Source organism: Diaphorobacter sp. JS3050, from assembly GCF_013154915.1.
Lineage (GTDB): Bacteria > Pseudomonadota > Gammaproteobacteria > Burkholderiales > Burkholderiaceae_C > Diaphorobacter > Diaphorobacter nitroreducens.
Map to the genome: position 1 here is coordinate 974,618 of NZ_CP053553.1, position 23,540 is coordinate 998,157.

The 23,540-nt window shown below is 61.2% G+C and carries 17 protein-coding genes and 1 pseudogene; 15 read left to right on the forward strand and 3 right to left on the reverse strand.

Annotated features, from left to right (window positions below; genetic code table 11):
* Positions 1-4: 4 nt before the first annotated feature.
* Both lysA and HND92_RS04815 read right to left on the reverse strand, forming a co-directional pair.
* The gene (gene lysA, locus HND92_RS04810) at positions 5-1,300 is read right to left on the reverse strand and encodes a diaminopimelate decarboxylase (protein ID WP_172206244.1); all 1,296 of its coding nucleotides are present in this window, start codon (positions 1,298-1,300) and stop codon (positions 5-7) included.
* On the reverse strand, positions 1,297-1,506 hold the full coding sequence (locus HND92_RS04815; RefSeq protein WP_084002063.1) for a lipoprotein: 210 nt from the start codon (positions 1,504-1,506) through the stop codon (positions 1,297-1,299). Before HND92_RS04815 ends, lysA begins: the two co-directional genes overlap by 4 nt.
* Positions 1,507-1,518: 12 nt before the next feature.
* Between HND92_RS04815 and cyaY the strand changes: the two genes are divergently transcribed.
* Positions 1,519-1,848: an iron donor protein CyaY gene (cyaY, locus tag HND92_RS04820; protein WP_172206246.1), complete on the forward strand. Its 330-nt coding sequence runs from the start codon at positions 1,519-1,521 to the stop codon at positions 1,846-1,848.
* A 75-nt stretch (positions 1,849-1,923) separates the two neighbouring features.
* On the opposite strand, the gene HND92_RS04825 is transcribed toward cyaY, so the two are convergent.
* Complete coding sequence (locus HND92_RS04825; RefSeq protein ID WP_370567812.1) at positions 1,924-4,263, reverse strand: penicillin-binding protein 1A; 2,340 nt, start codon at positions 4,261-4,263, stop codon at positions 1,924-1,926.
* Positions 4,264-4,563: 300 nt separating this feature from the next.
* Here HND92_RS04825 and HND92_RS04830 point away from each other — a divergent pair, with 300 nt between their 5' ends.
* The 14 genes and pseudogenes from HND92_RS04830 (at position 4,564) to HND92_RS04895 (ending at position 23,346) form a co-directional block, all read left to right on the forward strand.
* On the forward strand, positions 4,564-5,643 hold the full coding sequence (locus tag HND92_RS04830) for a pilus assembly protein PilM (protein ID WP_371814852.1): 1,080 nt from the start codon (positions 4,564-4,566) through the stop codon (positions 5,641-5,643).
* Positions 5,640-6,251 carry a PilN domain-containing protein gene (locus tag HND92_RS04835; protein ID WP_135149653.1) on the forward strand — a complete coding sequence of 204 codons (612 nt, stop codon included), beginning with the start codon at positions 5,640-5,642 and terminating at the stop codon, positions 6,249-6,251. Before HND92_RS04830 ends, HND92_RS04835 begins: the two co-directional genes overlap by 4 nt.
* Position 6,252: 1 nt before the next feature.
* Positions 6,253-6,927, forward strand: a complete 675-nt coding sequence (locus HND92_RS04840; RefSeq protein ID WP_011804183.1) for a type 4a pilus biogenesis protein PilO — start codon at positions 6,253-6,255, stop codon at positions 6,925-6,927.
* Positions 6,924-7,475: a pilus assembly protein PilP gene (locus HND92_RS04845; RefSeq protein ID WP_011804184.1), complete on the forward strand. Its 552-nt coding sequence runs from the start codon at positions 6,924-6,926 to the stop codon at positions 7,473-7,475. The genes HND92_RS04840 and HND92_RS04845 overlap by 4 nt, the downstream gene beginning before the upstream one ends.
* Positions 7,472-9,562: a type IV pilus secretin PilQ gene (pilQ, locus tag HND92_RS04850; RefSeq protein WP_011804185.1), complete on the forward strand. Its 2,091-nt coding sequence runs from the start codon at positions 7,472-7,474 to the stop codon at positions 9,560-9,562. The genes HND92_RS04845 and pilQ overlap by 4 nt, the downstream gene beginning before the upstream one ends.
* 71 nt (positions 9,563-9,633) lie before the next feature.
* Positions 9,634-10,737: a 3-dehydroquinate synthase gene (aroB, locus tag HND92_RS04855; protein WP_011804186.1), complete on the forward strand. Its 1,104-nt coding sequence runs from the start codon at positions 9,634-9,636 to the stop codon at positions 10,735-10,737.
* Between the two features lie 75 nt (positions 10,738-10,812).
* Positions 10,813-11,967 carry a deoxyguanosinetriphosphate triphosphohydrolase gene (locus HND92_RS04860; RefSeq protein WP_371814853.1) on the forward strand — a complete coding sequence of 385 codons (1,155 nt, stop codon included), beginning with the start codon at positions 10,813-10,815 and terminating at the stop codon, positions 11,965-11,967.
* Positions 11,968-12,127: 160 nt separating this feature from the next.
* Positions 12,128-13,206 (forward strand): annotated as a pseudogene (locus HND92_RS04865) (IS630 family transposase).
* 108 nt (positions 13,207-13,314) lie between these two features.
* A complete protein-coding gene (locus HND92_RS04870; RefSeq protein WP_011803559.1) occupies positions 13,315-14,403 on the forward strand; it encodes an IS5-like element ISDisp1 family transposase in 1,089 nt (362 codons plus the stop codon).
* Between the two features lie 158 nt (positions 14,404-14,561).
* The gene (locus HND92_RS04875) at positions 14,562-15,179 is read left to right on the forward strand and encodes a DUF1415 domain-containing protein (RefSeq protein WP_172206252.1); all 618 of its coding nucleotides are present in this window, start codon (positions 14,562-14,564) and stop codon (positions 15,177-15,179) included.
* Positions 15,176-16,105, forward strand: coding sequence for an SAM-dependent methyltransferase (locus tag HND92_RS04880; RefSeq protein WP_253940105.1), 930 nt, complete (start codon positions 15,176-15,178; stop codon positions 16,103-16,105). The genes HND92_RS04875 and HND92_RS04880 overlap by 4 nt, the downstream gene beginning before the upstream one ends.
* 82 nt (positions 16,106-16,187) lie before the next feature.
* On the forward strand, positions 16,188-16,889 hold the full coding sequence (locus tag HND92_RS04885) for a transposase (RefSeq protein WP_172206254.1): 702 nt from the start codon (positions 16,188-16,190) through the stop codon (positions 16,887-16,889).
* 181 nt (positions 16,890-17,070) lie between these two features.
* A complete protein-coding gene (locus tag HND92_RS04890) occupies positions 17,071-21,804 on the forward strand; it encodes a glutamate synthase-related protein (protein ID WP_172206256.1) in 4,734 nt (1,577 codons plus the stop codon).
* 63 nt (positions 21,805-21,867) lie between these two features.
* Positions 21,868-23,346: a glutamate synthase subunit beta gene (locus HND92_RS04895; RefSeq protein WP_172206258.1), complete on the forward strand. Its 1,479-nt coding sequence runs from the start codon at positions 21,868-21,870 to the stop codon at positions 23,344-23,346.
* Positions 23,347-23,540: the final 194 nt, after the last annotated feature.

Genomic DNA, 23,540 nt, shown 5'->3' on the forward strand with positions numbered 1-23,540 from the left:
GTTATCAAGGTTTGCCCTGCGGTACCAGCTTTTCGCTGCGGAAGATGTCGTTCACGCTTTCGCGCGTGCGGATGAGGTGGGCTTGCGCTCCGTCCACCAGCACCTCGGCGGGGCGGGGACGGGTGTTGTAGGTGCTCCCCATGGAACTGCAGTACGCCCCGGCGGACAGCACCGCCAGCATATCGCCCGCTGCCACCGCCAGGTTGCGGTCACGGCCGATCCAGTCCCCGCTTTCGCAGATCGGTCCGACGACGTCATACACGTGCGACACGGCCGTGGGGGCTGTTGCCTGCAGGGGCACGATGGCGTGGTAGGCCTGGTACATCGCCGGCCGCGGCAGATCGTTCATGGCCGCATCGACGACGCAGAAGTTCTTTTGCTCGCCGGGCTTGAGGTAGAGCACCTCCGTCAGGCAAACACCGGCGTTGCCCACCAAGGAGCGACCGGGCTCGATCATCAATTGGCGGTCACCGTAGCCGCGCGCGTCCAGCTTGGCCAACAGCTTGGCCCACAGCGCGTCGGCCTGGGGTGGCGTGTCGCCGTTGTAATCGATGCCCAGACCACCGCCAAAATCGATGTGGTGGATCGCGATGCCTGCGGCCTCGATGGCTTGCACGAGGTCCAGCATGCGATCCATGGCGTCCAGATACGGGCTCTCTTCCGTGATCTGGGAGCCGATGTGGCAATCGATGCCCACCACGCGCAAGCCGGGCAGGGCGGCTGCGCGCTGGTAGGTGGCGACCGTGCGTTCATGGGCGATACCGAACTTGTTGCCCTTGAGGCCCGTGGAAATGTAGGGGTGGGTCTTGGCGTCCACGTTGGGATTGACACGAATGCTGATCGGTGCGCGCAATCCCATGGATTGGGCCACTTCGCTCAGCACGTCGAGTTCTGCCTCGCTTTCCACGTTGAAGCAGCCAATGCCGACCTCCAGCGCCTGGCGCATTTCTGCGCGCGTCTTGCCTACGCCGGAAAAGATCACCTTCGCCGGGTCGCCGCCGGCCGCAATCACGCGTTGCAGTTCGCCGGCAGAAACGATGTCGAAGCCGCAGCCATGGCGTGCGAAAAGCTGCAGGACAGCGAGCGACGAGTTCGCTTTCATGGCATAGCAGATCTGCACCTTGCGCCCAGCGAACCCGCGCTGGTAGGCATCCAGGGCGTCCAGCATGGCTGCCTGGGAATAGACGTAGAGGGGCGTGCCGAACTCCCGGGCCAGGTCGGCAAGGCGAAGGCCCTCCAACTGAAGCGCTTGGTCGTGGTAGTGCAAGTGGGGGTGGCCGGGCAGAACGGGATGGGTCATGGACGGGTGGTGGAAGCGGAATCGACTGGCGACGAGGCGGGAGCCCGCGAGGCGGCGGGGTTGAGGGTTTCAGGGAGTGTGGCGCGCTGCGCGGCAGCCGGGTCCGTGGGCAGGTAAAGCGGACCCCGTTGGCCACAGGCCGCGAAGGCTGCCGTGCTCACAGCAAGGACAATCGTCCTGACTAGAATTTGACGAGCTCTGAACATACGCAAATTGTAATGACCGACCTCGAATTCATGGACCGTGCAGAAAAGCTGCTGCTGGCGGTGGAACAAAGCTGCGACCGTATCAACGACACTACTGACGCCGATCTGGATGGCCAGCGTACGGGGGGCATGGTGACCATCACTTTCCGCAACCGCAGCCAGATCGTGATCAACCTTCAAAAGCCGCTGCACGAGATATGGATGGCGGCGCAATCCGGCGGATATCACTTCCGCCATGACGGGACGTCGTGGATGGATACCAAGGGTGCCGGTGAGTTCTTTGCAGCGCTCAGCCACAACGCCACTTTGCAATCGGGGGAAGCGCTCCAGTTCACCGATTAGCGGCGACAGCGCGGCTCGATCCACAAGCGAAGGGCTGCGCAAATGATTGCGCGGGCGCACAGGCCCGCCTCTTCATTAATTACGGAATAGGTCGAGGATGCGGTTGCGCTCTTCGGGTGGAGGCGGTGTTCCCGGAGCCGGCGCACCGTCGGTGGGAGTGGCGCTCTCCATACCCACACTGGCGACGCCCGCGTTGCGTGCATATTCTTCGTAGAACCATTCGCCACTCACGTTCACGACGCCAGCGGGCACGGTGGGCTCTGCCACAGGGACGCCCTTAAGCGCTTTTTCCATGAAGCTGATCCAGACCGGCAGACTGAGTCCGCCACCGGTCTCACGGCTTCCGAGGTTGCGCGGCGTGTCGTAACCGATCCACGTCACAGCCGCCAGCGTGGGCTGGAAGCCCGCAAACCACGCATCGACTGCGTCATTGGTCGTTCCTGTCTTGCCATAGATATCGGGGCGTTTGAGCGTGGCCTGTGCACGTGCCGCCGTGCCGGAGCGCGCGACTTCCTGAAGCATGCTGTTCATGATGAACGCGTTGCGTGGCTCAATGGCGCGGGGGTTGTCTGTGACGGCGGGAGGTTGGAAATCCGACAGGATGCGTCCCTTGTGGTCCGTGACACGGGTGATGAGATAGGGGTTGATGCGGTAGCCGCCGTTGGCAAACACCGCGTAGGCCGAAGCAAGCTGCATCGGGGTGACAGAGCCTGCGCCCAGCGCCATCGTCAGATAGGGGGGATGCTTGTCGGCTTCGAATCCGAAACGGGTCACCCAGTCCTGCCCGTTCTTGGGGCCGACAGCCTGCAGGATGCGAATGGAAACGACGTTCTTGGAGCGGGCAAGCCCTGCGCGCATGGTCATGGGACCGTCGTACTTGCCATCGTAGTTCTTGGGCTCCCAGGGTTGCCCGCCTGTCACGCCCGCACTGAAGAACAGGGGAGCGTCGTTGATCACCGTGGCAGGTGTGAAGCCCTTTTCCAGAGCGGCGGAGTAGATGAACGGCTTGAACGCCGAACCTGGCTGGCGCCAGGCCTGGGTGACATGGTTGAACTTGTTCTTGTCGAAGTCAAAGCCGCCCACCAGGGCACGGATGGCACCGGAACGCGGATCGATGGCCACGAAAGCACCTTCCACCTCAGGAAGCTGGGTGATTTCCCAAGTCTTCTTGGGTGTTTGTACGACCCTGATGACCGCGCCCCGGCGCAGTTTGATGTTGGGCGGGGCTTTCTCGCTGAGTCCGGACTGCGCTGGCTTGAGGCCTTCGCCCGTGATCTCGATCTGTTCGCCATCGGCGCGGGCCGCCAGAATCCTCTTGGCGTTGACCTCCAGCACGACCGCGGCGAGCACATTGCCGTTATCCGGGTGGTTGGCCAGAGCGTCGTCGATGGCGTCTTCGGTCTCCTCAGACGCGGAGGGCAGGCTGACAAACCGCTCAGGCCCGCGATAGTGCTGTCGGCGCTCGTAGTCCATGATGCCTTTGCGCAACGCGGTGTAGGCTGTCTCCTGCTCGCCGGCATTCAGCGTGGTGTACACATTCAATCCGCGCGTGTATGCCTCGGGGCCGTACTGCGCGTAGATGAGTTGACGCGCCATCTCGGCCACGTACTCCGCATGGATACGGGTCGAATCCGTCGACGAGCGCAGCTTGAGATCTTCTTGCTTTGCAGCAGTGGCTTCCTCGGCAGTGATGAAGCCGTTTTCCAGCATGCGATCAATGATGTACAGCTGCCGGATCCTTGCGCGCTTGGGGTTGGAGATGGGGTTGTAAGCGGATGGGGCTTTCGGAAGGCCAGCAAGCATGGCTGCTTCGGCAATGGATATGGACTTCAGCGGCTTGCCAAAATAGGTTTCTGCGGCTGCTGCAAATCCATACGCGCGATTCCCCAGATAAATCTGGTTCATGTAGATCTCGAGAATCTGGTTTTTTGTTAACAGATGCTCAAGCTTAAATGTGAGTAATATTTCGTAAATTTTTCTGGTGAATGTTTTTTCGGAAGAAAGATAAACATTTCGCGCCACTTGCATGGTAATAGTGGAAGCCCCCTGGCTTTTTACGCGTCCCAGATTGGCCAGCGCAGCGCGCAACACCCCTTTGTAGTCCACGCCCCCGTGCTGGAAGAAGCGTGCGTCTTCGATCGCCAACACTGCATTGGTCATCACAGGGGGGATGTCCTGGATAGGCGTCAAGTTGCGCCGCTCCTCACCGAACTCTCCCAACAATGCGCCTTCTGCGGAGTACACCCGCAGGGGTAGCTTAGGGCGGTAGTCCGCCAGATCGGACACATCAGGCAGATTGGGATAGGCCACCGCAAGGCCCAGTCCGATGGCGAGAGCACCGGTCAACGTTGCGGCGACGCCCAGGCCGAGGATCCACGTGAACCCCAGCAGAAGCCAGCGCACGGCGCGTGGCATTGAGGATGTGGGCGGGGAAGATGTTCTGTCGGGAGGCTGTGGCATAGGGTCTCGATACGAGGCAACCCGTCATTATAAAAATCTTGGCGTTTCGGCTTGGCTGGGGCGCCTTGCCTTGGTCAGCGCGCGAAAAATGGGGCCGACGATTAGCGATAGCACCTGAAAATCGTCTGCTTTTGACAACGCCGCTTTTGTGTGAGAAAGGTAAAACTCTTGGCTGGTGAAGAACCTTACTGATAGCATTCATGTGAAGTGTTAAGTTTTGTTGCGTCATATAGATATAAGTAGCGGAGGGGCACCTTGATCTCAATGGGGTCGTTGTTCAGTCGTCAGTCTGCCCCATTGCTGGGTGTGGACATCAGCTCTTCCAGCGTCAAGCTGGTGGAGTTGGGACGAGATAAGGGAGGGGCGCTGGTTCTCGAGTGCTGTGCAATCGAGCAACTGGAGCGTGGGTGGATCACGGATGGCAACATCGAAAAGTTCGATGAAGTCGCCGAGGCGTTGCGTCGCGTTGTGAAGAAGAGCGGGACCAAAACCAAGAATGTCGCCCTTGCATTGCCATCCTCTGCTGTGATCACCAAACGCATCACGCTGCCCGGCGGGATGTCCGAGCAGGAACTGGAAGTGCAGGTGGAATCCGAAGCCAACCAGTACATTCCTTTTTCGCTGGACGAGGTGAGCCTCGACTTCTGCGTGGTGGGCCCCAGCAAGAGCGCGCCAGGCGATGTCGACGTGCTGATTGCGGCCTCTCGCAAAGAGAAGGTACAAGATCGTCAAGGCCTCGCGGAGGCGGCTGGACTGAAGCCCGTGATCGTCGACATTGAGTCGCATGCGGCACGCTTGGCAGCAGGGCGGCTGATTGAAGGGTTGCCCAATCGGGGCGTCGATGCGGTCGTTGCCCTCTTTGAGGTGGGGGCAATGACGACGAGCATGCAGGTCATTCGGAATGACGATGTCTTGTATGAACGCGACCAAGCTTTTGGTGGTGCGCAGTTGACCCAGTTGATCGTGCGCCAATATGGGTTTTCACAAGAAGAAGCAGAGGGCAAGAAGCGCAATGGCGACTTGCCTGAAGACTATCAATCTGCTGTCCTGCGCCCCTTCGTGGACAGTCTCGCTCAGGAAATCAGCCGCGCGCTGCAGTTCTTCTTTACGAGTACACCATACAACCGCGTGGATCACATCATGCTCGCAGGCGGATCTGCCCCTCTGCCCGGCTTGACGGAGTCTGTCATTCAGAACACGGGGTTTGCGTGCAGCGTCATCAACCCCTTTGATGGCATGGAAGTAGGTAGGGGTGTCCGCCTCAAAAAGATGGTGCGCGAGGCCCCGTCTTACTTGACCTCCTGTGGGCTGGCAATGCGGAGGTTCCTGCAGTGATTCTTATCAACCTACTCCCGCATCGGGAGGCTGCTCGTAAACGCAGGCGGGAGGCGTTTCAAGCCGTCATGCTCGCTTCTGCATTGGTGGGGCTTGCCATTGCTGCGGCTATTTATTGGTGGTTTCAAGCGATGATTACCGATCAGCAGGATCGTAATAATTTTCTTCGAAGCGAAATCGGAGTCCTTGAGGGACAAATCAAGGAAATCGCGACTATTGAAGAAGAAATTGCAGCTCTACAAGCGCGGCAGAAAGCAGTAGAGGACTTGCAATCTGATCGAAATTTGCCTGTGCACCTCCTCAATGAATTGGTGGCGCAATTACCTGATGGTGTCTATATCACCAGTTTGAAGCAAATAGATCAAACTGTAACTATGCAGGGTATGGCTCAGTCTAATGAGCGCGTCTCTGAAATGCTGCGCAATCTTGCCAACAATACCCCATGGTTTTCGAAGCCTGAATTGGTGGAAATCGTCGCAGCAAATGTTGCCTTAACTCCAAAGGACCAGCGTCGGGTTGCCTCTTTTAATCTGCGTTTCCGGCTGGTGCGAAGCGCCGAAGCGCAGAAGGCGATGGAGGCCGCCAGTGCCGTGGCTGCGAGGAAGTAACATGGCAAAAAAGAATAAGCCAAAACTTGATTTCGCAAAGCTGCAGGGTGATCTGCAACGGCAGTTTCACAACTTAGATCCTAAAGATCCTTCTTTATGGCCAGTGTTGCCCCGTGCATTGCTTTGTGCACTCATCGCTGCGGGCGTCGCCACCTTTCTTTGGTTCTTTAAGTTGACTGAGTATGAGCAAGAACTGACGGCCGAGCGGAATACTGAGCAGACGCTTCGGGAGGATTACCAGAAAAAACTGGTTAAGGCGGTCAGTCTGGAAGCGTTAAAAAAACAACGAGAACAGATTCAGCAGTATGTGATTCAATTGGAAAAGCAACTGCCTAGCAAGGCGGAAATGTCTGCTCTGCTCTCTGATATCAACCAGGCGGGGCTTGGGCGGAGTCTGCAATTTGAATTGTTTAGGCCCGGGCAAATAGTGGTCAAGGACTATTACGCTGAGCTGCCTATTGCTATTCGCGTGGCAGGGAAGTACCACGACATGGGTGCTTTTGCCTCAGATGTGGCCAACTTATCCCGCATTGTTACTTTGAACAATTTGGCAATTACTCCTATTTCAAAGGATGCAGCCGGCAATTTGACGCTTGAGGCGACAGCAAGAACGTTCCGTTATCTGGATCCTGAGGAAATACAGGCGCAGAAGGCGGCTAAGGGGGGTAAGAAATGAAGCGGATTACTGCCCTGATTGCCTTGAGTGCTGTCTTTGCGCTGGCGGGATGCGGACCCAGCGGGGAAGAAGAGCTTCGTCAGTGGATGTCGGAATTGCGCGCAACAACCAAGCCGCGTATTACCCCGCTGAAAGAGCCTAAGCAATTCTTTCCTCAAGATTATGTTTCGGATAGTGGTATTGATCCGTTCAATTCAATGAAACTGACATTGGCTTTGCGGCGGGACTCGGCGGAATCAGCGGCTAATGCTTCCCTGATTGCCCCGGAGATGGCAAGGCGGAAGGAGCCGTTGGAGGCATATCCGCTCGATGCAATCCGGATGGTGGGGAGCATGAATAAGGCAGGTATACCTACCGCATTGATCAGTGTCGATAAGTTGCTGTATCAAGTCCGGGCGGGTAACTATCTAGGACAAAACTACGGGAAAATCGTCGGTATTACCGAGACCAATATGCGCCTGCGAGAGATTGTCCAAGATCCGACGGGCGATTGGGTAGAGCGTATGACAACACTGGATCTGCAAGAGGGGAATGAGGTGAAGAAATGATTCAAGAGAAGCTTCGTTTACACGCGTACTGGCGGATGTTGGGAGCCGCAGTTGTGGCTGCGCTGACGGTGTCTGTGGCGCAAGCTCGCGGATCTATTGATTCCATCTCTGTTTTTTTGCAAGGTGGTGCCGAAGTTCTGCGGATTGAATTTTCTGAGCCGCAAGCAGAATTGCCCACTGGGTTTTCTATCCAAAACCCTGCGCGCATTGCACTGGACTTTCCTGGAGTGAGCAATGGGACCGGGCGCTCATCAATAGATATCAATCAGGGGAATATCAAGTCTGCCAACATTGTGCAAGCAGGAGCGCGGGCACGTGTAGTTTTGAATCTCAAGCAGCCCACTTCTTACCGCGCAGAGTTGCAAGGCAAGACAGTCCTGGTGCTGTTGGATGCTGCGTCCTCGGCTGTAAAGATGCCTCCTCCTCAGGTGACGACATTCGCAGAAAGTCAAAATATTGACAATTTGCCGCTGAAGGATCTTGATTTTCGACGTGGAGCAGATGGGGCCGGTCGTATTGTTGTTGGGTTGCCTAACAATCAGGTGGGCGTCGATTTGCAGCAGCAGGGTAAGGGGCTGATTGTTGATTTCCTGCGTTCATCATTGCCCGAAGGCCTGCGCCGCAAATTGGACGTTTCTGACTTCGGTACACCCGTGCAAACCATTACTGCATCACAACAGGGTGAGCGTGTGCGTCTGACAATTGACCCTGTTGGTGAATGGGAGCATAGCGCTTATCAAAGTGATAATCAGTTTGTAGTCGAGGTGCGGCCGAAGAAGGTTGATTTGACTAAATTGACACAAGGTCCTGCATATTCTGGAGAGAAACTCTCTCTGAATTTTCAAAATATTGAAGTTCGTTCGTTGCTGCAAGTGATTGCGGATTTTACTAATTTCAATATTGTCACATCGGACACTGTTACTGGTGCTTTGACCTTGCGGCTGAAGGATGTTCCCTGGGATCAGGCTCTCCAGATCATCATGGACGCAAAGGGGCTTGGTATGCGCAAGTCTGGCACGGTACTGTGGATCGCGCCCAAAGACGAAATAGACGAGCGCACGAAGAAGGATTACGAAGCCGCTTTAGCGATTCAGAAACTGGAGCCTTTGCGAACCCAGGCTTTCCAATTGAATTATGCAAAAGCCGCCGACATGGTCACCCAACTGACCATGAGCAGTCAGGGTGGATCGTCCACGAGCGGTTACTCCAATCGATTCCTGTCGGATCGCGGGAGTGCAATCTCGGAGCCGCGCACCAATCAGCTATTTGTTACGGATACTTCGGCCAAACTTGAAGAAGTTCGCCAGTTGTTGGCGACGCTTGATGTACCGGTGCGGCAGGTGATGATCGAGGCGCGTATCGTGGAAGCGCGGGATACGTTTGGTCGTTCCTTGGGGGTGCGACTGGGAGGAGGGTCGCGCACGGGCGGAAGTGCAGTTGGCGGTACCTACGATAATGTGGCCGGCCCCACCGGGGGGAGTGGCATGTCACCGTTCGTTAGCCTGCCTGCATCTTTATCAGGGGTCTCCACTGTTGGATCATTCGCATTGTCGATCTTCAATTCCAACGCCAGTCGCTTCCTCTCTCTGGAGTTATCTGCGATGGAAGCGGATGGACAGGGCAAGATCGTTTCCAGTCCGCGTTTAATTACGGCTGATCAGACCAAGGCGCTTATCGAACAGGGGACGGAATATCCTTATTCGGTTACCGCTCCGAACGGTGCGACAACCATCGCCTTCAAGAAAGCCGTATTGAAACTGGAAGTGACGCCTCAGATCACCCCTGAGGGCAACATCATTCTTGATCTGGACGTCAACAAGGACAGTCGAGGAGAGACCACCACGCAGGGGGTGGCCATCGATACTAAGCACGTCAAGACCCAAGTGTTGATCGAGAACGGCGGCACCGTCGTGATCGGGGGTATTTTTGAGATGGAAGAGACCAACCAAGAGAACAAAATACCTGTCTTGGGTGACGTTCCCGTGGTCGGGAATCTATTCAAAAATAGAACGAAGGAGTCCACCAAGCGGGAGATGCTGGTGTTTATTACTCCGAAGGTCATCACAGATCGCGGGCCGGTACGCTGAGGCACGTGTTCAGTTGGTTCGACAGGGGGTGGTTCACCCCCTGTTTTTATTGGGTAGATGGAGTGGCATGTATGGCAAAGATGGCTACGGTACAGATCGAACTAGGGGATCGGGGCTACGCCATCTATATCGGCAACGGTCTGCTGGAGAATGCAGGCACCTACAAGGGCTTGCCCGCAGCGTACGCCGCGCTCATTGTCAGCAATACCTCGGTTGCACCGTTGTATGCGCAGAGATTGCGGAATGCCCTGCGGATGCAATATGCGCAGCTGCACGAAGTTGTCTTGCCAGATGGCGAATCACACAAGGATTGGCATACGCTGAATCTGATCTTTGACGGTCTGCTGAAGCACGGCTGCGACCGTAGGACGGTTTTATTCGCGCTGGGCGGCGGCGTCATCGGCGACATGACCGGTTTCGCCGCGGCGTGCTACATGCGCGGCGTGCCCTTCGTGCAGGTGCCCACCACATTGCTGGCACAAGTGGATTCGTCGGTGGGCGGCAAGACTGCCATCAACCATCCGCTGGGTAAGAACATGATCGGCGCGTTCTATCAGCCTCAGTTGGTGGTATGTGATCTGGACACGTTGGACACTTTGCCGGCGCGCGAGTTGGCGGCGGGCCTGGCCGAGGTGATCAAGTACGGGCCAATCGCAGACATGGAGTTGTTTGCCTGGCTCGAGGCCCACATGGACGCGCTCGTCGCGCGGGAGCGCGGCGCGCTGGCCCATGTGGTCAAGCGCAGCTGCGAGATCAAGGCGGCGGTGGTAGGCGCGGATGAACGCGAAGCCGGGCTGCGTGCCATTTTGAATTTCGGCCATACCTTTGGCCATGCCATCGAGGCGGGCATGGGCTACGGCGTGTGGCTGCATGGCGAAGGGGTTGCCGCAGGCATGGTGATGGCCGCGCATCTATCGCAGCGGCTGGGTTTGGTGGACGGCTCTTTCGTTGAACGCCTGACGCGCCTGATCGAGCGCGCCGGTCTGCCCACACGGGGGCCGGTGCTTGACGCGCAGGACAATGCGGGGCGCTATCTGGAACTCATGCGCGTGGACAAGAAGGCAGAAGGCGGTGAGATCCGCTTCGTGCTGATCGACGGACCCGGCAAAGCCATCATGCGCGCCGCGCCGGATGCGCTGGTGCGCGAAGTCATCGACCAGTGCTGTGCGTCCTAATGTTTGCTGTAAAAATAATAGCTTATTGCGCTTGTCTGGTGGGCGTTATGGGGCTGTTTGGTGCTTGAGACGCATTTGGCATCTTATGCCTGTCACTCGGCGCGCACCCAGGGCAGGCGCCATCCCGAGGCGCCGGCGCCTACGCGTACGGAATACCAGCGGGACCGCGACCGCATCGTGCATTCCACCGCGTTCCGGCGGCTGGTCTACAAGACCCAGGTATTCCTCAACCATGAGGGCGATCTGTTCCGTACGCGGCTCACGCATTCACTGGAGGTTGCGCAGTTGGGGCGCTCCATCGCGCGGTCGCTGAGGCTGAACGAAGACCTTGTCGAGGCCATTTGCCTGGCGCACGACCTGGGACATACGCCATTCGGCCATGCAGGGCAGGATGCGCTCAACGAGTGCATGGCGGACCATGGAGGCTTCGAGCACAACCTGCAGAGCCTGCGTGTGGTGGACACGCTGGAAGACCGCTACCCCGCCTACGATGGCATCAACCTGACCTACGAGACGCGCGAGGGCATCCTCAAGCACTGCTCGCGGCGCAACGCCGAGCAATTGGAGGCGCGCGAACCCGGCGGTGTGGGGCGGCGTTTCCTCCTCGGCCAGCAGCCGAGTCTGGAGGCGCAGCTGTGCAACCTGGCCGATGAGATTGCCTACAACGCCCACGACATTGATGATGGTGTGCGCTCGGGCCTGATTACGCTGGAGCAGTTGCGCGACGTACCGCTGTTCGACCGCTACCGCGCGCAAGCGCAGAACGACTACCCGCATCTCGCGCAGTCCGAAGGGCGGCGCCGTTTGCTGAGCGAGGCCATCCGTCGCATGCTCAGCGAGCAGGTGTACGACGTGATCGATGCCACGCGCGCAGCGCTGGCAGAGCATGCGCCCGCTGATGTGGAAGCGGTGCGCCGGCTGCCTGCCCTGGTCGGCTTCTCGCAGGCCATGCGCGCGCAGTCGCAGGTGCTCAAGCGGTTCCTGTTCCAGTCGCTGTACCGCCATCCCCAGGTTATGCAGACCACGGACCGTGCCCGTCAGGTGGTGCGCGACCTGTTCGCCATCTACCAGGCGGACCCGCGGCAAATGCCACCGGCGCAGGCCGGCTGGGCGTTGGATGGCGACGATGCACGCCGTGCGCGCACGGTGGCGGATTTCATCGCAGGCATGACCGACCGGTTCGCCGCCCGAGAGCACGAACGCTTGACCGGTCAGCGCTTGCTGGCCTGACGCGCCAGCCCCGGTCCGCCTGTGCGCCAGGGCAGAGACATACAATGCGAGCCCTCTTCAGACCACGCCCGCCATGACCACTAGTGTGGTGTCTCAAAAATAGATAGAACTATTTTGACCGGTGTTGGTCGAATCAGCTTCCTTATAGGAGACTACGCTGATGGCCCACCCTGGACGCCCCGCCACGAAGCTGCAGATCACCGATGCCGAGCGCGCAGAGCTGCATGCGCGACTGCGCGTACGCAAAGCGCCCGAGGACGAGAAGCTGCGCATGCGAATCGTGCTGGGCTGCGCAGATGGGGAGTCGGGCACCATGATTGCCCAACGCTTGGGCACGACGGTGCAAACTGTCTCCAAGTGGCGGCGGCGCTACCGGGCGTATCGTCTGGCGGGTTTGACCGATGCCCGCGCGCTGGCCGCCCGCGCAGTGTGGGCGACGAGCAGGTTCAGCTCATTGTGGACAAGGTTCGCCAGAGCAAGCCTGACAACGCCACGCACTGGAGCGTGCGCCAGATGAGTCGGCACGCTGGCGTATCGCCCGCGACGGTGCAGCGCATCTGGCATGCCTTTGGGCTGAAGCCGCACCTGCAAGAAACCTTCAAGCTATCGACGGATCCCCATTTCGTGGACAAGGTACGGGATGTGGTGGGGCTGTATATGGCACCACCCGATCGCGCCTTGGTGCTGTGCGTGGACGAGAAGAGCCAGATCCAGGCTCTGGATCGCACCCAACCAGGGTTACCACTGACGTTTGGCAAACCCAGCACGCGCACGCACGATTACAAGCGCCATGGCACAACGTCGCTGTTTGCAGCGCTGGATGTGGCCACTGGCAAAGTCATAGGACAGCTCAAGCGCCGTCACCGCAGTGTGGAATTCCTGCAGTTCCTCAAAGCCATCGATGCAGCGGTGCCTGGCGAACAAGACATCCACCTGATCATGGACAACTACGGCACGCACAAGACGCAGGCAGTGCGGGCCTGGCTAGCAGCCCATCCTCGCTACCACGTTCACTTCACGCCCACCTCAGCGTCCTGGCTCAATCTGGTCGAGCGTTTCTTTAGCCAGATCAGCGAGCAGTGGATCAAGCGCAGCGCCCACACCAGCGTTGCTCAGCTGGAGCAATCCATACGGGAATACATTGATCGTCACAACGAGGATCCCAAGCCGTTCGTGTGGCATAAAAGTGCGGACACCATCTTGGCATCTGTGGCGCGGGCAGCGAGTACCATTATTTGATGATTACTTTTGAGACACCACACTAGCAGGCCGTTGAAAAATCCCCCGCCGACGCCCGCGTTGGCCGCTACGATCTGAAGCCATCGGTGAACGACCCAGACGAGGACGATGAGAGGCAGTCAAGATTTCCAGGGGGCGATGTTCAGCTACATCAGCCTTGAAGAGCGCGTGCCGCAGGCACACCCGCTGCGCAAGTTGCGCGCGGTGGTTGATGCGCTGCTGGCAACCATGAACCGCGAGTTCGAAGCGGTGTACGCCCGCCGTGGCCGCCCATCGGTGCCACCGGAGATGCTGCTCAAGGCCTTGCTGCTGCAGATCCTGTTCTCCATCCGCAGCGAGCGCCAGTTGGTCGAAGCGATCAACTACAACCTGCTGTACCGCTGGTTCGTGGGCCTGAACATCGAAGACAAGGTCTGGGACCACTCCACTTTCAGCGCCAACCGCGAACGTCTGTTCAACGAAGACCTCGCCCGCGCCTTCTTCGAGCGCGTCAAGCTCAGTGCCCAGTGGGGCAAGCTCGCCAGCGACGAGCACTTCAGCGTGGACGGCACGCTCATTGACGCCTGGGCCTCGCACAAGAGCTTCAAGCGCAAAGACGACGACAGCGGCACGCCGCCTGGGCGCAACCCCGAGGTGGACTTCAAGGGGCAGGAGCGCTGCAACGACACCCACGAGAGCACCACGGACGCCGATGCCCGGCTGTTCAAGAAGAGCCAGGGCGACAAATCCCGCCTGTGCCACATGGGGCACATCCTCATGGAGAACCGCAACGGGCTGATCGTGGATGTCGAGATCACCCACGCCAGCGGCACGGCCGAGCGCGAGGCGGCGCTGGCCATGTTGGAGCGTCGGGGCAACAGGAACAAACGGGCCACGGTCGGTGCCGACAAGGGCTACGACAGCAAGGCCTTCATCAAAGGCTGCAGAAAGCTCAAAGTCACGCCCCACGTGGCGGCCAAGGACAAACACTCGGCGGTGGATGCGCGAGTGACACGGCACGAGGGCTACAAGACCAGCCTGAAGGTGCGCAAGCGCATCGAAGAGGCCTTTGGCTGGATCAAGACCGTCGGTGGTCTGGCAAAGACCAAGCTGATCGGTCAGGCCAAGCTCACGGGCCAGGCGCTGCTGTGCTTTGCCACCTACAACCTTGTGCGAATGGGCAGCATCGGCGGCTGGTGGGACGCGCATCATGCGTGAGCCCAGGGATACGTGCGCCCGAAATGGGCGGGAGGGCCTGCAAACCGGCCAGATGGGCCGTTGCAATCGCTGCGCAGACGCGTCTGGGCAGCTCGTGTCTTCGCACTCAGCGTCCCTGATGCGTTCGAAAAGCACTTTTTCAACGGCCTGCTAGCCCTATGCCCGACCAGCCCCGCGAGGATGCAGCCGCCTGCGATGACAACGTGGTGGTGGCGGACATGGTGCGCTGGCTCGAGCGTGCCGTCATCGGACTCAACCTGTGCCCGTTCGCCAAAAGCGTGCATGTGAAGGACCAGATCCATTACGTGGTGAGCCATGCCACGGATGCGCGTGAACTGTTGCAAGACCTGGCTGCCGAGTTGGAGGCGCTGGCCGAAGCCTCTCCCGAAAAGCGGGACACCACGCTGCTCATCGCGCCGCTGGCCATGCCGGACTTTCTGGATTTCAACGACTTCCTGGAGTTGGCCGACGAGCTCGTCGAATCCATGGACCTGGCGGGCATCCTGCAGGTTGCGTCGTTCCACCCGCACTTCCAGTTCGAGGGCACCCTCGCTGACGATGTGACCAACTGCACCAACCGCGCGCCTTATCCCACGCTGCATTTGCTGCGCGAGGAAAGCATCGACCGCGCGGTGGAAGTGTTTCCCGAGGCGCAAGAGATCTTCGAGCGCAACATGGAATTGCTGGAGCGCCTGGGCGCGGCCGGATGGGCCGATCTGGACGTGGGGCCCCACTGGCCAGAGGGCGCGGCTGCGAAGGGTGCTCCGCAAGTATGAGCCGCTCCACCACCACCGGGCAACCGCACCGCAGTGCGCGTGCCAAGTCGGGCACGCAGCAGACGGGCGCCGCCGACGCTGCGGTGCTGGCCGAACTGCGGCCAGGCCAATCCGTGGAATTGCTCAAGGAACTGCACATCCTCACGCGCGAGGGACGGCTCAACCAGGACTCGCGCCGCAAGCTCAAGCAGGTCTATCACCTCTACCAGTTCATCGAGCCACTGCTCGCCGAGCTTTCCGCCGATGGCCACGCGCCACTGCTGGCCGACCATGGCGCGGGCAAGTCCTACCTGGGTTTCATTCTCTACGACCTGTTCTTCAAGCAGCTCGGCCGTGGCGAGATTTACGGTATCGAGTGGCGCGTGGAATTGGTGCAGCGTTCACGTGAATTGGCGCAGCGCTTGGGGTTCGCGCGCATGCACTTCCTGGACATGGCGGTGGCGGATGCCGCGGGCGCGGCAGAGCTGCCCGAGCGCTTTGACATCGTGACTGCGCTGCATGCCTGCGACACGGCGACTGATGATGCGATTGCCTTCGGCCTGCGAAAGCAGGCGCGTGCCATGGTGCTGGTGCCTTGTTGCCAAGCCGAGGTGGCGGCCTGCTTGCGCGGCACCAAGGCGCTGAGCCTGTCGCGCACGCCGCTGGCCGAGTTGTGGCGCCACCCGATCCACACGCGCGAGATGGGCAGCCAGATCACCAATGTGTTGCGGTGCCTGCATCTGGAAGCCAGCGGCTACCAGGTCACGGTGACGGAGTTGGTGGGCTGGGAGCACAGCATGAAGAACGAGCTGATCCTGGCGCGCTACACCGGCCAGAAGAAGCGCAGCGCGCGCGAGCGGCTGGCGGCCATACTCGAAGAGTTCGGGTTGGCGCAGGCCCTGGGGTCGCGCTTCGGTCTGGATGGCGCCGGGTCGGTGGCGATATGAGCCATTTAAGCCTCTAGCGCCCGCCAATAAAGCGCTAGAAGCTATAGATTTAAGAGCAATTGAACGGTCCCAAGACGGTTTCATGGCCCGCCTTCCCCGCCTCGCCCTCGCTGGCTACCCGCACCACATCATCCAGCGCGGCAACAACCGCCAGCCGATTTTCCTGGATGCCGCGGACCGGGAGCTCATGTGGTCGTTGCTGGTCGAGCATGCGCGGCAGCAGCAGGTGGCGGTGCACGCCTATGTGCTCATGGACAACCATTTCCACCTGCTGGCCACGCCGCAGGAAGGCAAATCGCTGCCTCTGATGATGCAAGCCGTGGGGCGCAGCTATGTGCGGCGCTTCAACCAGCGCCATGGGCGTTCGGGCACGCTATGGGAAGGGCGCTACCGCAGCGCCGTATTGCAGGCCGAGCGCTATCTGCTGCCCTGCATGGCATATCTGGACCTCAACCCCGTGCGCGCGGGCCTGTGCGTAGCGGCGGCGGACTTCCGGTGGTCCAGCCACGGCCACTACATCGGCCTGCGCAGTGATCGTCTCATCACGCCGCATGCCCTCTACTGGGCCTTGGGCAACACCCCCTTTGCCCGCGAAGCGGCCTATGCCGCACTCGTGCAGGCGGGGATTTCCGCCAGCGAACAGGCGGCACTGACGCAGTCGGGCCTGAACGGTTGGGCCCTGGGGGATGACGGGTTTGTGCAGGCTCTGCAACAGCTGACCCCCCGTCGGCTCACCCGAGCACGCGCGGGGCGTCCCGCTTCCGTGGTTCCACCCAAACCGTAATTGGCCTGCACTTTCATTGTGACGACTGGTTTTACTGCTCCTGAGTTTGATGTGTCCCTAATAAAAAAGCACCAATAAAGTGCGCGGACTTTTCGGTATCTGACCCCGATTAAAATGCTTGCGTGGCCATGTTGCGTTGCACTACGCTTGCGTTCCCTGCGAATCTTTGAGGAAGCGCGCCATGACCAAGGCTGCCGAAATCCAGCATCTGCAACAGCACGGCCTGTATGCATCCAGCAATGAACACGACGCCTGTGGCCTGGGCTTCGTGGCCCATATCAAGGGCGTGAAGCGGCACGACATCGTGACCGGCGCGCTCAAGATTCTGGAGAACCTGGACCACCGCGGCGCCGTGGGGGCCGACAAGCTCATGGGCGACGGCGCGGGCATCCTGATCCAGATTCCCGACCAGCTCTACCGCGAGGAAATGGCGCGTCAGGGCGTGGAGTTGCCCCCCGCCGGCGAATACGGCGTGGGCATGATCTTCCTGCCCAAAGAGCATGCCAGCCGCTTGGCCTGCGAGCAGGAGATGGAGCGCGCCATCAAGGCCGAGGGCCAGGTGCTGCTGGGCTGGCGCGACGTGCCGGTGAACCGCGACATGCCGATGTCGCCCACCGTGCGCGAGAAGGAGCCCATCCTGCGCCAGGTGTTCATCGGCCGCGGCTCCGACGTGATCGTGCAGGACGCCCTGGAGCGCAAGCTCTACGTGATCCGCAAGACCGCCAGCGCCGCCATCCAAGCGCTCAAGCTCAAGCACAGCAAAGAGTATTACGTGCCCAGCATGAGCAGTCGCACGGTGGTCTACAAGGGCCTGCTGCTGGCCGACCAGGTGGGCGTGTACTACAAGGACCTGGCCGATGATCGCTGCGTCTCGGCCATTGGCCTGGTGCACCAGCGCTTCTCGACCAACACCTTCCCCGAATGGCCGTTGGCCCACCCCTACCGCTATGTGGCCCACAACGGTGAAATCAACACCGTGCGCGGCAACTACAACTGGATGCTGGCGCGCGAAGGCGTGATGGCGTCGCCCGTGCTGGGCGAAGACCTCAAGAAGCTCTATCCCATCAGCTTCGCCGGCCAGTCCGACACGGCCACGTTCGACAACTGCCTGGAACTGCTGACCATGGCGGGCTACCCCATCAGCCAGGCCGTGATGATGATGATCCCGGAGCCCTGGGAGCAGCACGAATCCATGGACGAGCGCCGCCGCGCCTTCTACGAGTACCACGCCGCCATGCTGGAGCCCTGGGATGGCCCGGCCTCCATCGTGTTCACCGATGGCCGCCAGATCGGCGCCACGCTGGACCGCAACGGCCTGCGCCCCTCGCGTTACGTGGTGACCGACGACGATCTGGTGATCCTGGCCTCCGAAGCCGGCGTGCTGCCCGTGCCGGACGGCAAGATCGTGCGCAAATGGCGCCTGCAGCCGGGCAAGATGTTGCTGATCGACCTGGAGCAGGGCCGCCTGATCGAGGACGACGAGCTCAAGGCCAACATCGTCAACACCAAGCCCTACAAGCAGTGGATCGAGAATCTGCGCATCAAGCTCGATGACGTGAAGGTGGGCGAATCGGCCGTGCATCCGGCCGCGTCCGCGCTGCCGCTGCTGGACCGCCAGCAGGCGTTTGGTTTCACGCAGGAGGACATCAAGTTCCTGCTGGCGCCCATGGCCAAGAACGGCGAGGAGGGCGTGGGCTCCATGGGCAACGACAGCCCGCTGGCCGTGCTCTCGGACAAGAACAAGCCGCTGTACAACTACTTCCGCCAGATGTTCGCGCAGGTGACCAACCCGCCGATCGATCCGATCCGCGAGGCCATCGTTATGTCGCTGGTCAGCTTCGTGGGTCCCAAGCCCAACCTGCTGGACATCAACCAGGTCAATCCCCCGATGCGCCTGGAGCTGCACCAGCCCATCCTCGACTTCGAGGGCATGGCCAAGCTGCGCCAGATCGAGCAGCACACGCACGGCAAGTTCAAGAGCGCCACCATCGACATCACCTACCCGCTGGCCTGGGGCAAGCAGGGCGTGGAGGCCAAGCTGGCCTCGCTGTGCGCGCAGGCCGTCGATGAGATCAAGGGCGGCGCCAACATCCTCATCATCAGCGACCGCAACCTGAGCGCTACACAGGTGGCGATCCCTGCGCTGCTGGCGCTGTCGGCCATCCACCAGCACCTGGTGCGCGAGGGCCTGCGCACCACGGCCGGCCTGGTGGTGGAGACCGGCACGGCGCGCGAAGTGCACCACTTCGCCGTGCTCGCGGGCTATGGCGCCGAGGCCGTGCACCCCTACCTGGCGCTGGAGACGCTGGTGGACATGCACCAGGAACTCAGCGGCGATCTGTCTGCCGACAAGGCCATCTACAACTACGTCAAGGCGGTGGGCAAAGGTCTGTCCAAGATCATGTCCAAGATGGGCGTGTCCACCTACATGAGCTACTGCGGCGCCCAGCTCTTCGAGTGCGTCGGCCTGAACAGCGAAACGGTGCAGAAGTACTTCACCGGCACCGCCAGCCGCGTGGAAGGGATCGGCGTTTTCGAAATCGCCGAAGAAGCGATCCGCACCCACCTGGCCGCATTTGGCGACGACCCGGTGCTTGCCACCATGCTCGATGCCGGCGGCGAATACGCCTGGCGTGCCCGTGGCGAGGAGCACATGTGGACGCCCGACGCCATCGCCAAGCTGCAGCATTCCACGCGTTCGGGCAGCTTCAACACATACAAGGAATACGCGCAGATCGTCAACGACCAGAGCAAGCGCCACATGACGCTGCGCGGCCTGTTCGAGTTCAAGTTCGATCCTGCCAAGGCCATTCCCGTCGAAGAAGTGGAGCCGGCGTCCGAGATCGTCAAGCGCTTCGCCACCGGCGCCATGTCGCTGGGGTCGATCTCCACCGAGGCCCATGCCACCCTGGCCGTGGCCATGAACCGCATTGGCGGCAAGAGCAACACTGGCGAGGGCGGCGAGGACCCCAAGCGCTACCGCAACGAGCTCAAGGGCATTCCGATCCAGCAGGGCGAGACGCTGTCGTCCATCATCGGCAGCGACAAGGTGCAGGCCGACATCCCGCTGCTCAATGGCGACTCGCTGCGCTCCAAGATCAAGCAGGTGGCTTCGGGCCGCTTCGGCGTGACGGCGGAGTATCTGGCGTCTTCCGACCAGATCCAGATCAAGATGGCCCAGGGCGCCAAGCCTGGCGAGGGCGGCCAGCTGCCCGGCGGCAAGGTATCTGACTACATCGGCCAACTGCGCCACAGCGTGCCGGGCGTGGGCCTCATCAGCCCGCCGCCGCACCACGACATCTATTCGATCGAGGACCTGGCCCAGCTCATCCACGATTTGAAGAACGTCGCGCCGCATGCCGACATCTCCGTCAAGCTGGTGTCCGAAGTGGGTGTGGGCACGATCGCCGCGGGCGTGGCCAAGTGCAAGAGCGACCACGTCGTGATCGCAGGCCATGACGGCGGCACGGGCGCCTCGCCCTGGTCGTCCATCAAGCACGCGGGCAGCCCCTGGGAGATCGGCCTGGCCGAGACCCAGCAGACCCTGGTGCTCAACCGCCTGCGCGGCCGCATTCGCGTGCAGGCCGACGGCCAGATGAAGACCGGCCGCGACGTGGTCATCGGTGCGCTGCTGGGTGCCGACGAGTTCGGCTTTGCGACCGCTCCGCTGGTGGTCGAAGGCTGCATCATGATGCGCAAGTGCCACCTCAACACCTGCCCCGTGGGCGTGGCCACGCAGGACCCGCTGCTGCGCGCCAAGTTCTCGGGCAAGCCCGAGCACGTGGTGAACTACTTCTTCTTCATCGCCGAGGAAGTGCGCCAGATCATGGCCCAGCTGGGTGTGCGCAGCTTCAACGAGCTGATCGGCCGCACCGACCTGCTGGACACCCGCAAGGGCATTGAACACTGGAAGGCCCAGGGCCTGGATTTCTCGCGCCTGTTCGCGCAGCCGCTCGTCGGCCCGGAAGTGGCGCGCTACCACGTCGAGTCGCAGGACCATGCGCTGGAGAAGTCGCTGGACGTGAAGCTCATCGAGCGCTGCCGCCCCGCCATCGAGCGCGGCGAGAGCGTGCGCATCATGGAAGTGGCCAAGAACGTCAACCGCTCCGTGGGCGCCATGCTCTCGGGTGCCGTGACCAAGGTGCATCCCGAAGGGCTGCCGGATGACACGATCCGCATCCACTTCGAGGGCACGGGTGGGCAGTCGTTCGGCGCGTTCCTGTGCAAGGGCATCACGCTGAACCTGACCGGCGAGGCCAACGACTACACGGGCAAGGGCCTGTCGGGCGGCCGCGTGATCGTGCGCCCGAGCCATGAGTTCCGCGGTGAGGCCGTGGGCAACACCATCGTCGGCAACACCGTGATGTTCGGCGCCACCAGCGGCGAGGCGTTCTTCGCCGGCGTGGCGGGCGAGCGCTTCGCGGTGCGCCTGTCGGGCGCCACTGCGGTGGTCGAGGGCGTGGGCGACCACGGCTGCGAGTACATGACGGGCGGCACGGTGGTCGTGCTCGGCAAGACGGGCCGCAATTTCGCCGCTGGCATGAGCGGCGGCGTGGCCTACGTGTATGACGAGGACGGACGCTTCGACTCGCGTTGCAACCTGTCGATGGTGACGCTCGAGCGCATCCTGCCCTCGGGCGAGCAGGCGGCCACGGTCAGTCCAGCGACTTGGCACAACGGCCAGACCGATGAGGCCCAGCTCAAGAAGCTGCTGGAGGACCACAGCCGTTGGACCGGCAGCCAGCGTGCGCGGGAGATCCTGGACAACTGGGCCGCGTCGCGCAGCAAGTTCGTCAAGGTCTTCCCGACCGAGTACAAGCGTGCCCTGTCGGAAATCTATGAAAGAAAAGTGCTGGAAGAGCAGGCTACACCTGCGGTAGCAGCTCCTAAAACGGAAGCGGTAGCCGCCAAGTAACTCGCGCGGGCGGGGCCTGGGGCCCCGCTGCGGCAGCATGCACAAAGACAGGACACCACGATCATGGGCAAGACCACAGGTTTCATGGAATACGAGCGCATCGAGGAGGGCTACAAGCCCGTTGGCGAGCGCCTCAAGCACTACAAGGAATTCGTCATCGGCCTTGATGACGCCCAGGCCAAGCTGCAGAGCGCCCGCTGCATGGATTGCGGCACGCCGTTCTGCCACAACGGCTGCCCGGTGAACAACATCATCCCGGACTTCAACGACCTCGTTTACCACCAGGACTGGAAGAGCGCGATCGCGGTGCTGCACAGCACCAACAACTTCCCCGAGTTCACCGGCCGCATCTGCCCCGCACCCTGCGAGGCGGCCTGCACGCTGAACATCAACGACGACGCGGTGGGCATCAAGAGCATCGAGCACGCCATCATCGACCGCGCCTGGGAGCACGGCTGGGTGCAGCCTCTGCCGGCCAAGCACAAGACCGGCAAGAAGGTCGCCGTGGTGGGCTCCGGCCCCGCCGGTCTGGCCGCGTCGCAGCAGCTCGCCCGCGCGGGCCATGACGTGACCCTGTTCGAGAAGAACGACCGCGTGGGCGGCCTGCTGCGCTACGGCATTCCCGACTTCAAGCTGGAGAAGTGGCACATCGACCGCCGCGTGGAGCAACTGGTGGCCGAGGGCGTGACGATCCGTACCGGCGTCTTCATCGGCGCGGCCAAGGATGGGCTGGGCAAAGGCAGCAAGGTCACCAACTGGTCCAAGGAAACCATCACGCCCGAGCAACTGCGCAAGGACTTCGATGCCGTGCTGCTGACGGGTGGCGCCGAGCAGTCGCGCGACCTGCCCGTGCCGGGGCGCGAACTGGACGGCATTCACTTCGCGATGGAGTTCCTGCCGCAGCAGAACAAGGTCAACGCGGGCGACAAGCTCAAGGGCCAGATCCGCGCAGACGGCAAGCACGTCATCGTCATCGGCGGCGGCGACACGGGCAGCGACTGCGTGGGCACCAGCAACCGCCATGGCGCGGCCAGCGTCACGCAGTTCGAGCTGATGCCCATGCCGCCAAGCCAAGAGAACAAGCCCCTGGTGTGGCCCTACTGGCCGTACAAGCTGCGCACCAGCTCGAGCCACGAGGAGGGCTGCGAGCGCGCGTTCGCCATCGCCACCAAGGAGTTCATCGGCGACGGCAAGAAGGTCACGGGCCTCAAGACCGTGCAGGTGGAGTTCAAGGATGGCAAGTTCATCGAGGTCCCCGGCACCGAGAAGGAATACCAGGCCGACCTGGTGCTGCTGGCCATGGGTTTCGTGAGCCCGGTGGCTGCCGTGCTGGACGCCTTCGGGGTGGACAAGGATGCGCGGGGCAATGCCCAGGCCACGACGGACTTCACCGGCGGCTATGCGACCAGCGCGCCCAAGGTGTTCGCCGCCGGCGACATGCGCCGCGGCCAGTCGCTGGTGGTCTGGGCCATCCGCGAAGGCCGCCAGGCCGCGCGTGCGGTGGATGAATTCCTGATGGGGGAAAGCAGTCTGCCGCGCTGAGGCGGGAATCCCTCGCCATTGGGCAATTACAGAAGGCGGTCGCAGCCGCAGTCTGCATGCCCGTCTATCCGCACAACGGCGCCCTGGGCGCCGTTGTGCTCATTTTTTGATAGCTGCTTGCGCTTGCTGGACGGGCGCTGCGGCAGTTGTTGGCATCAAATCCCCCGTTCCAACGCTGGCAGTGGGCGCAGTCT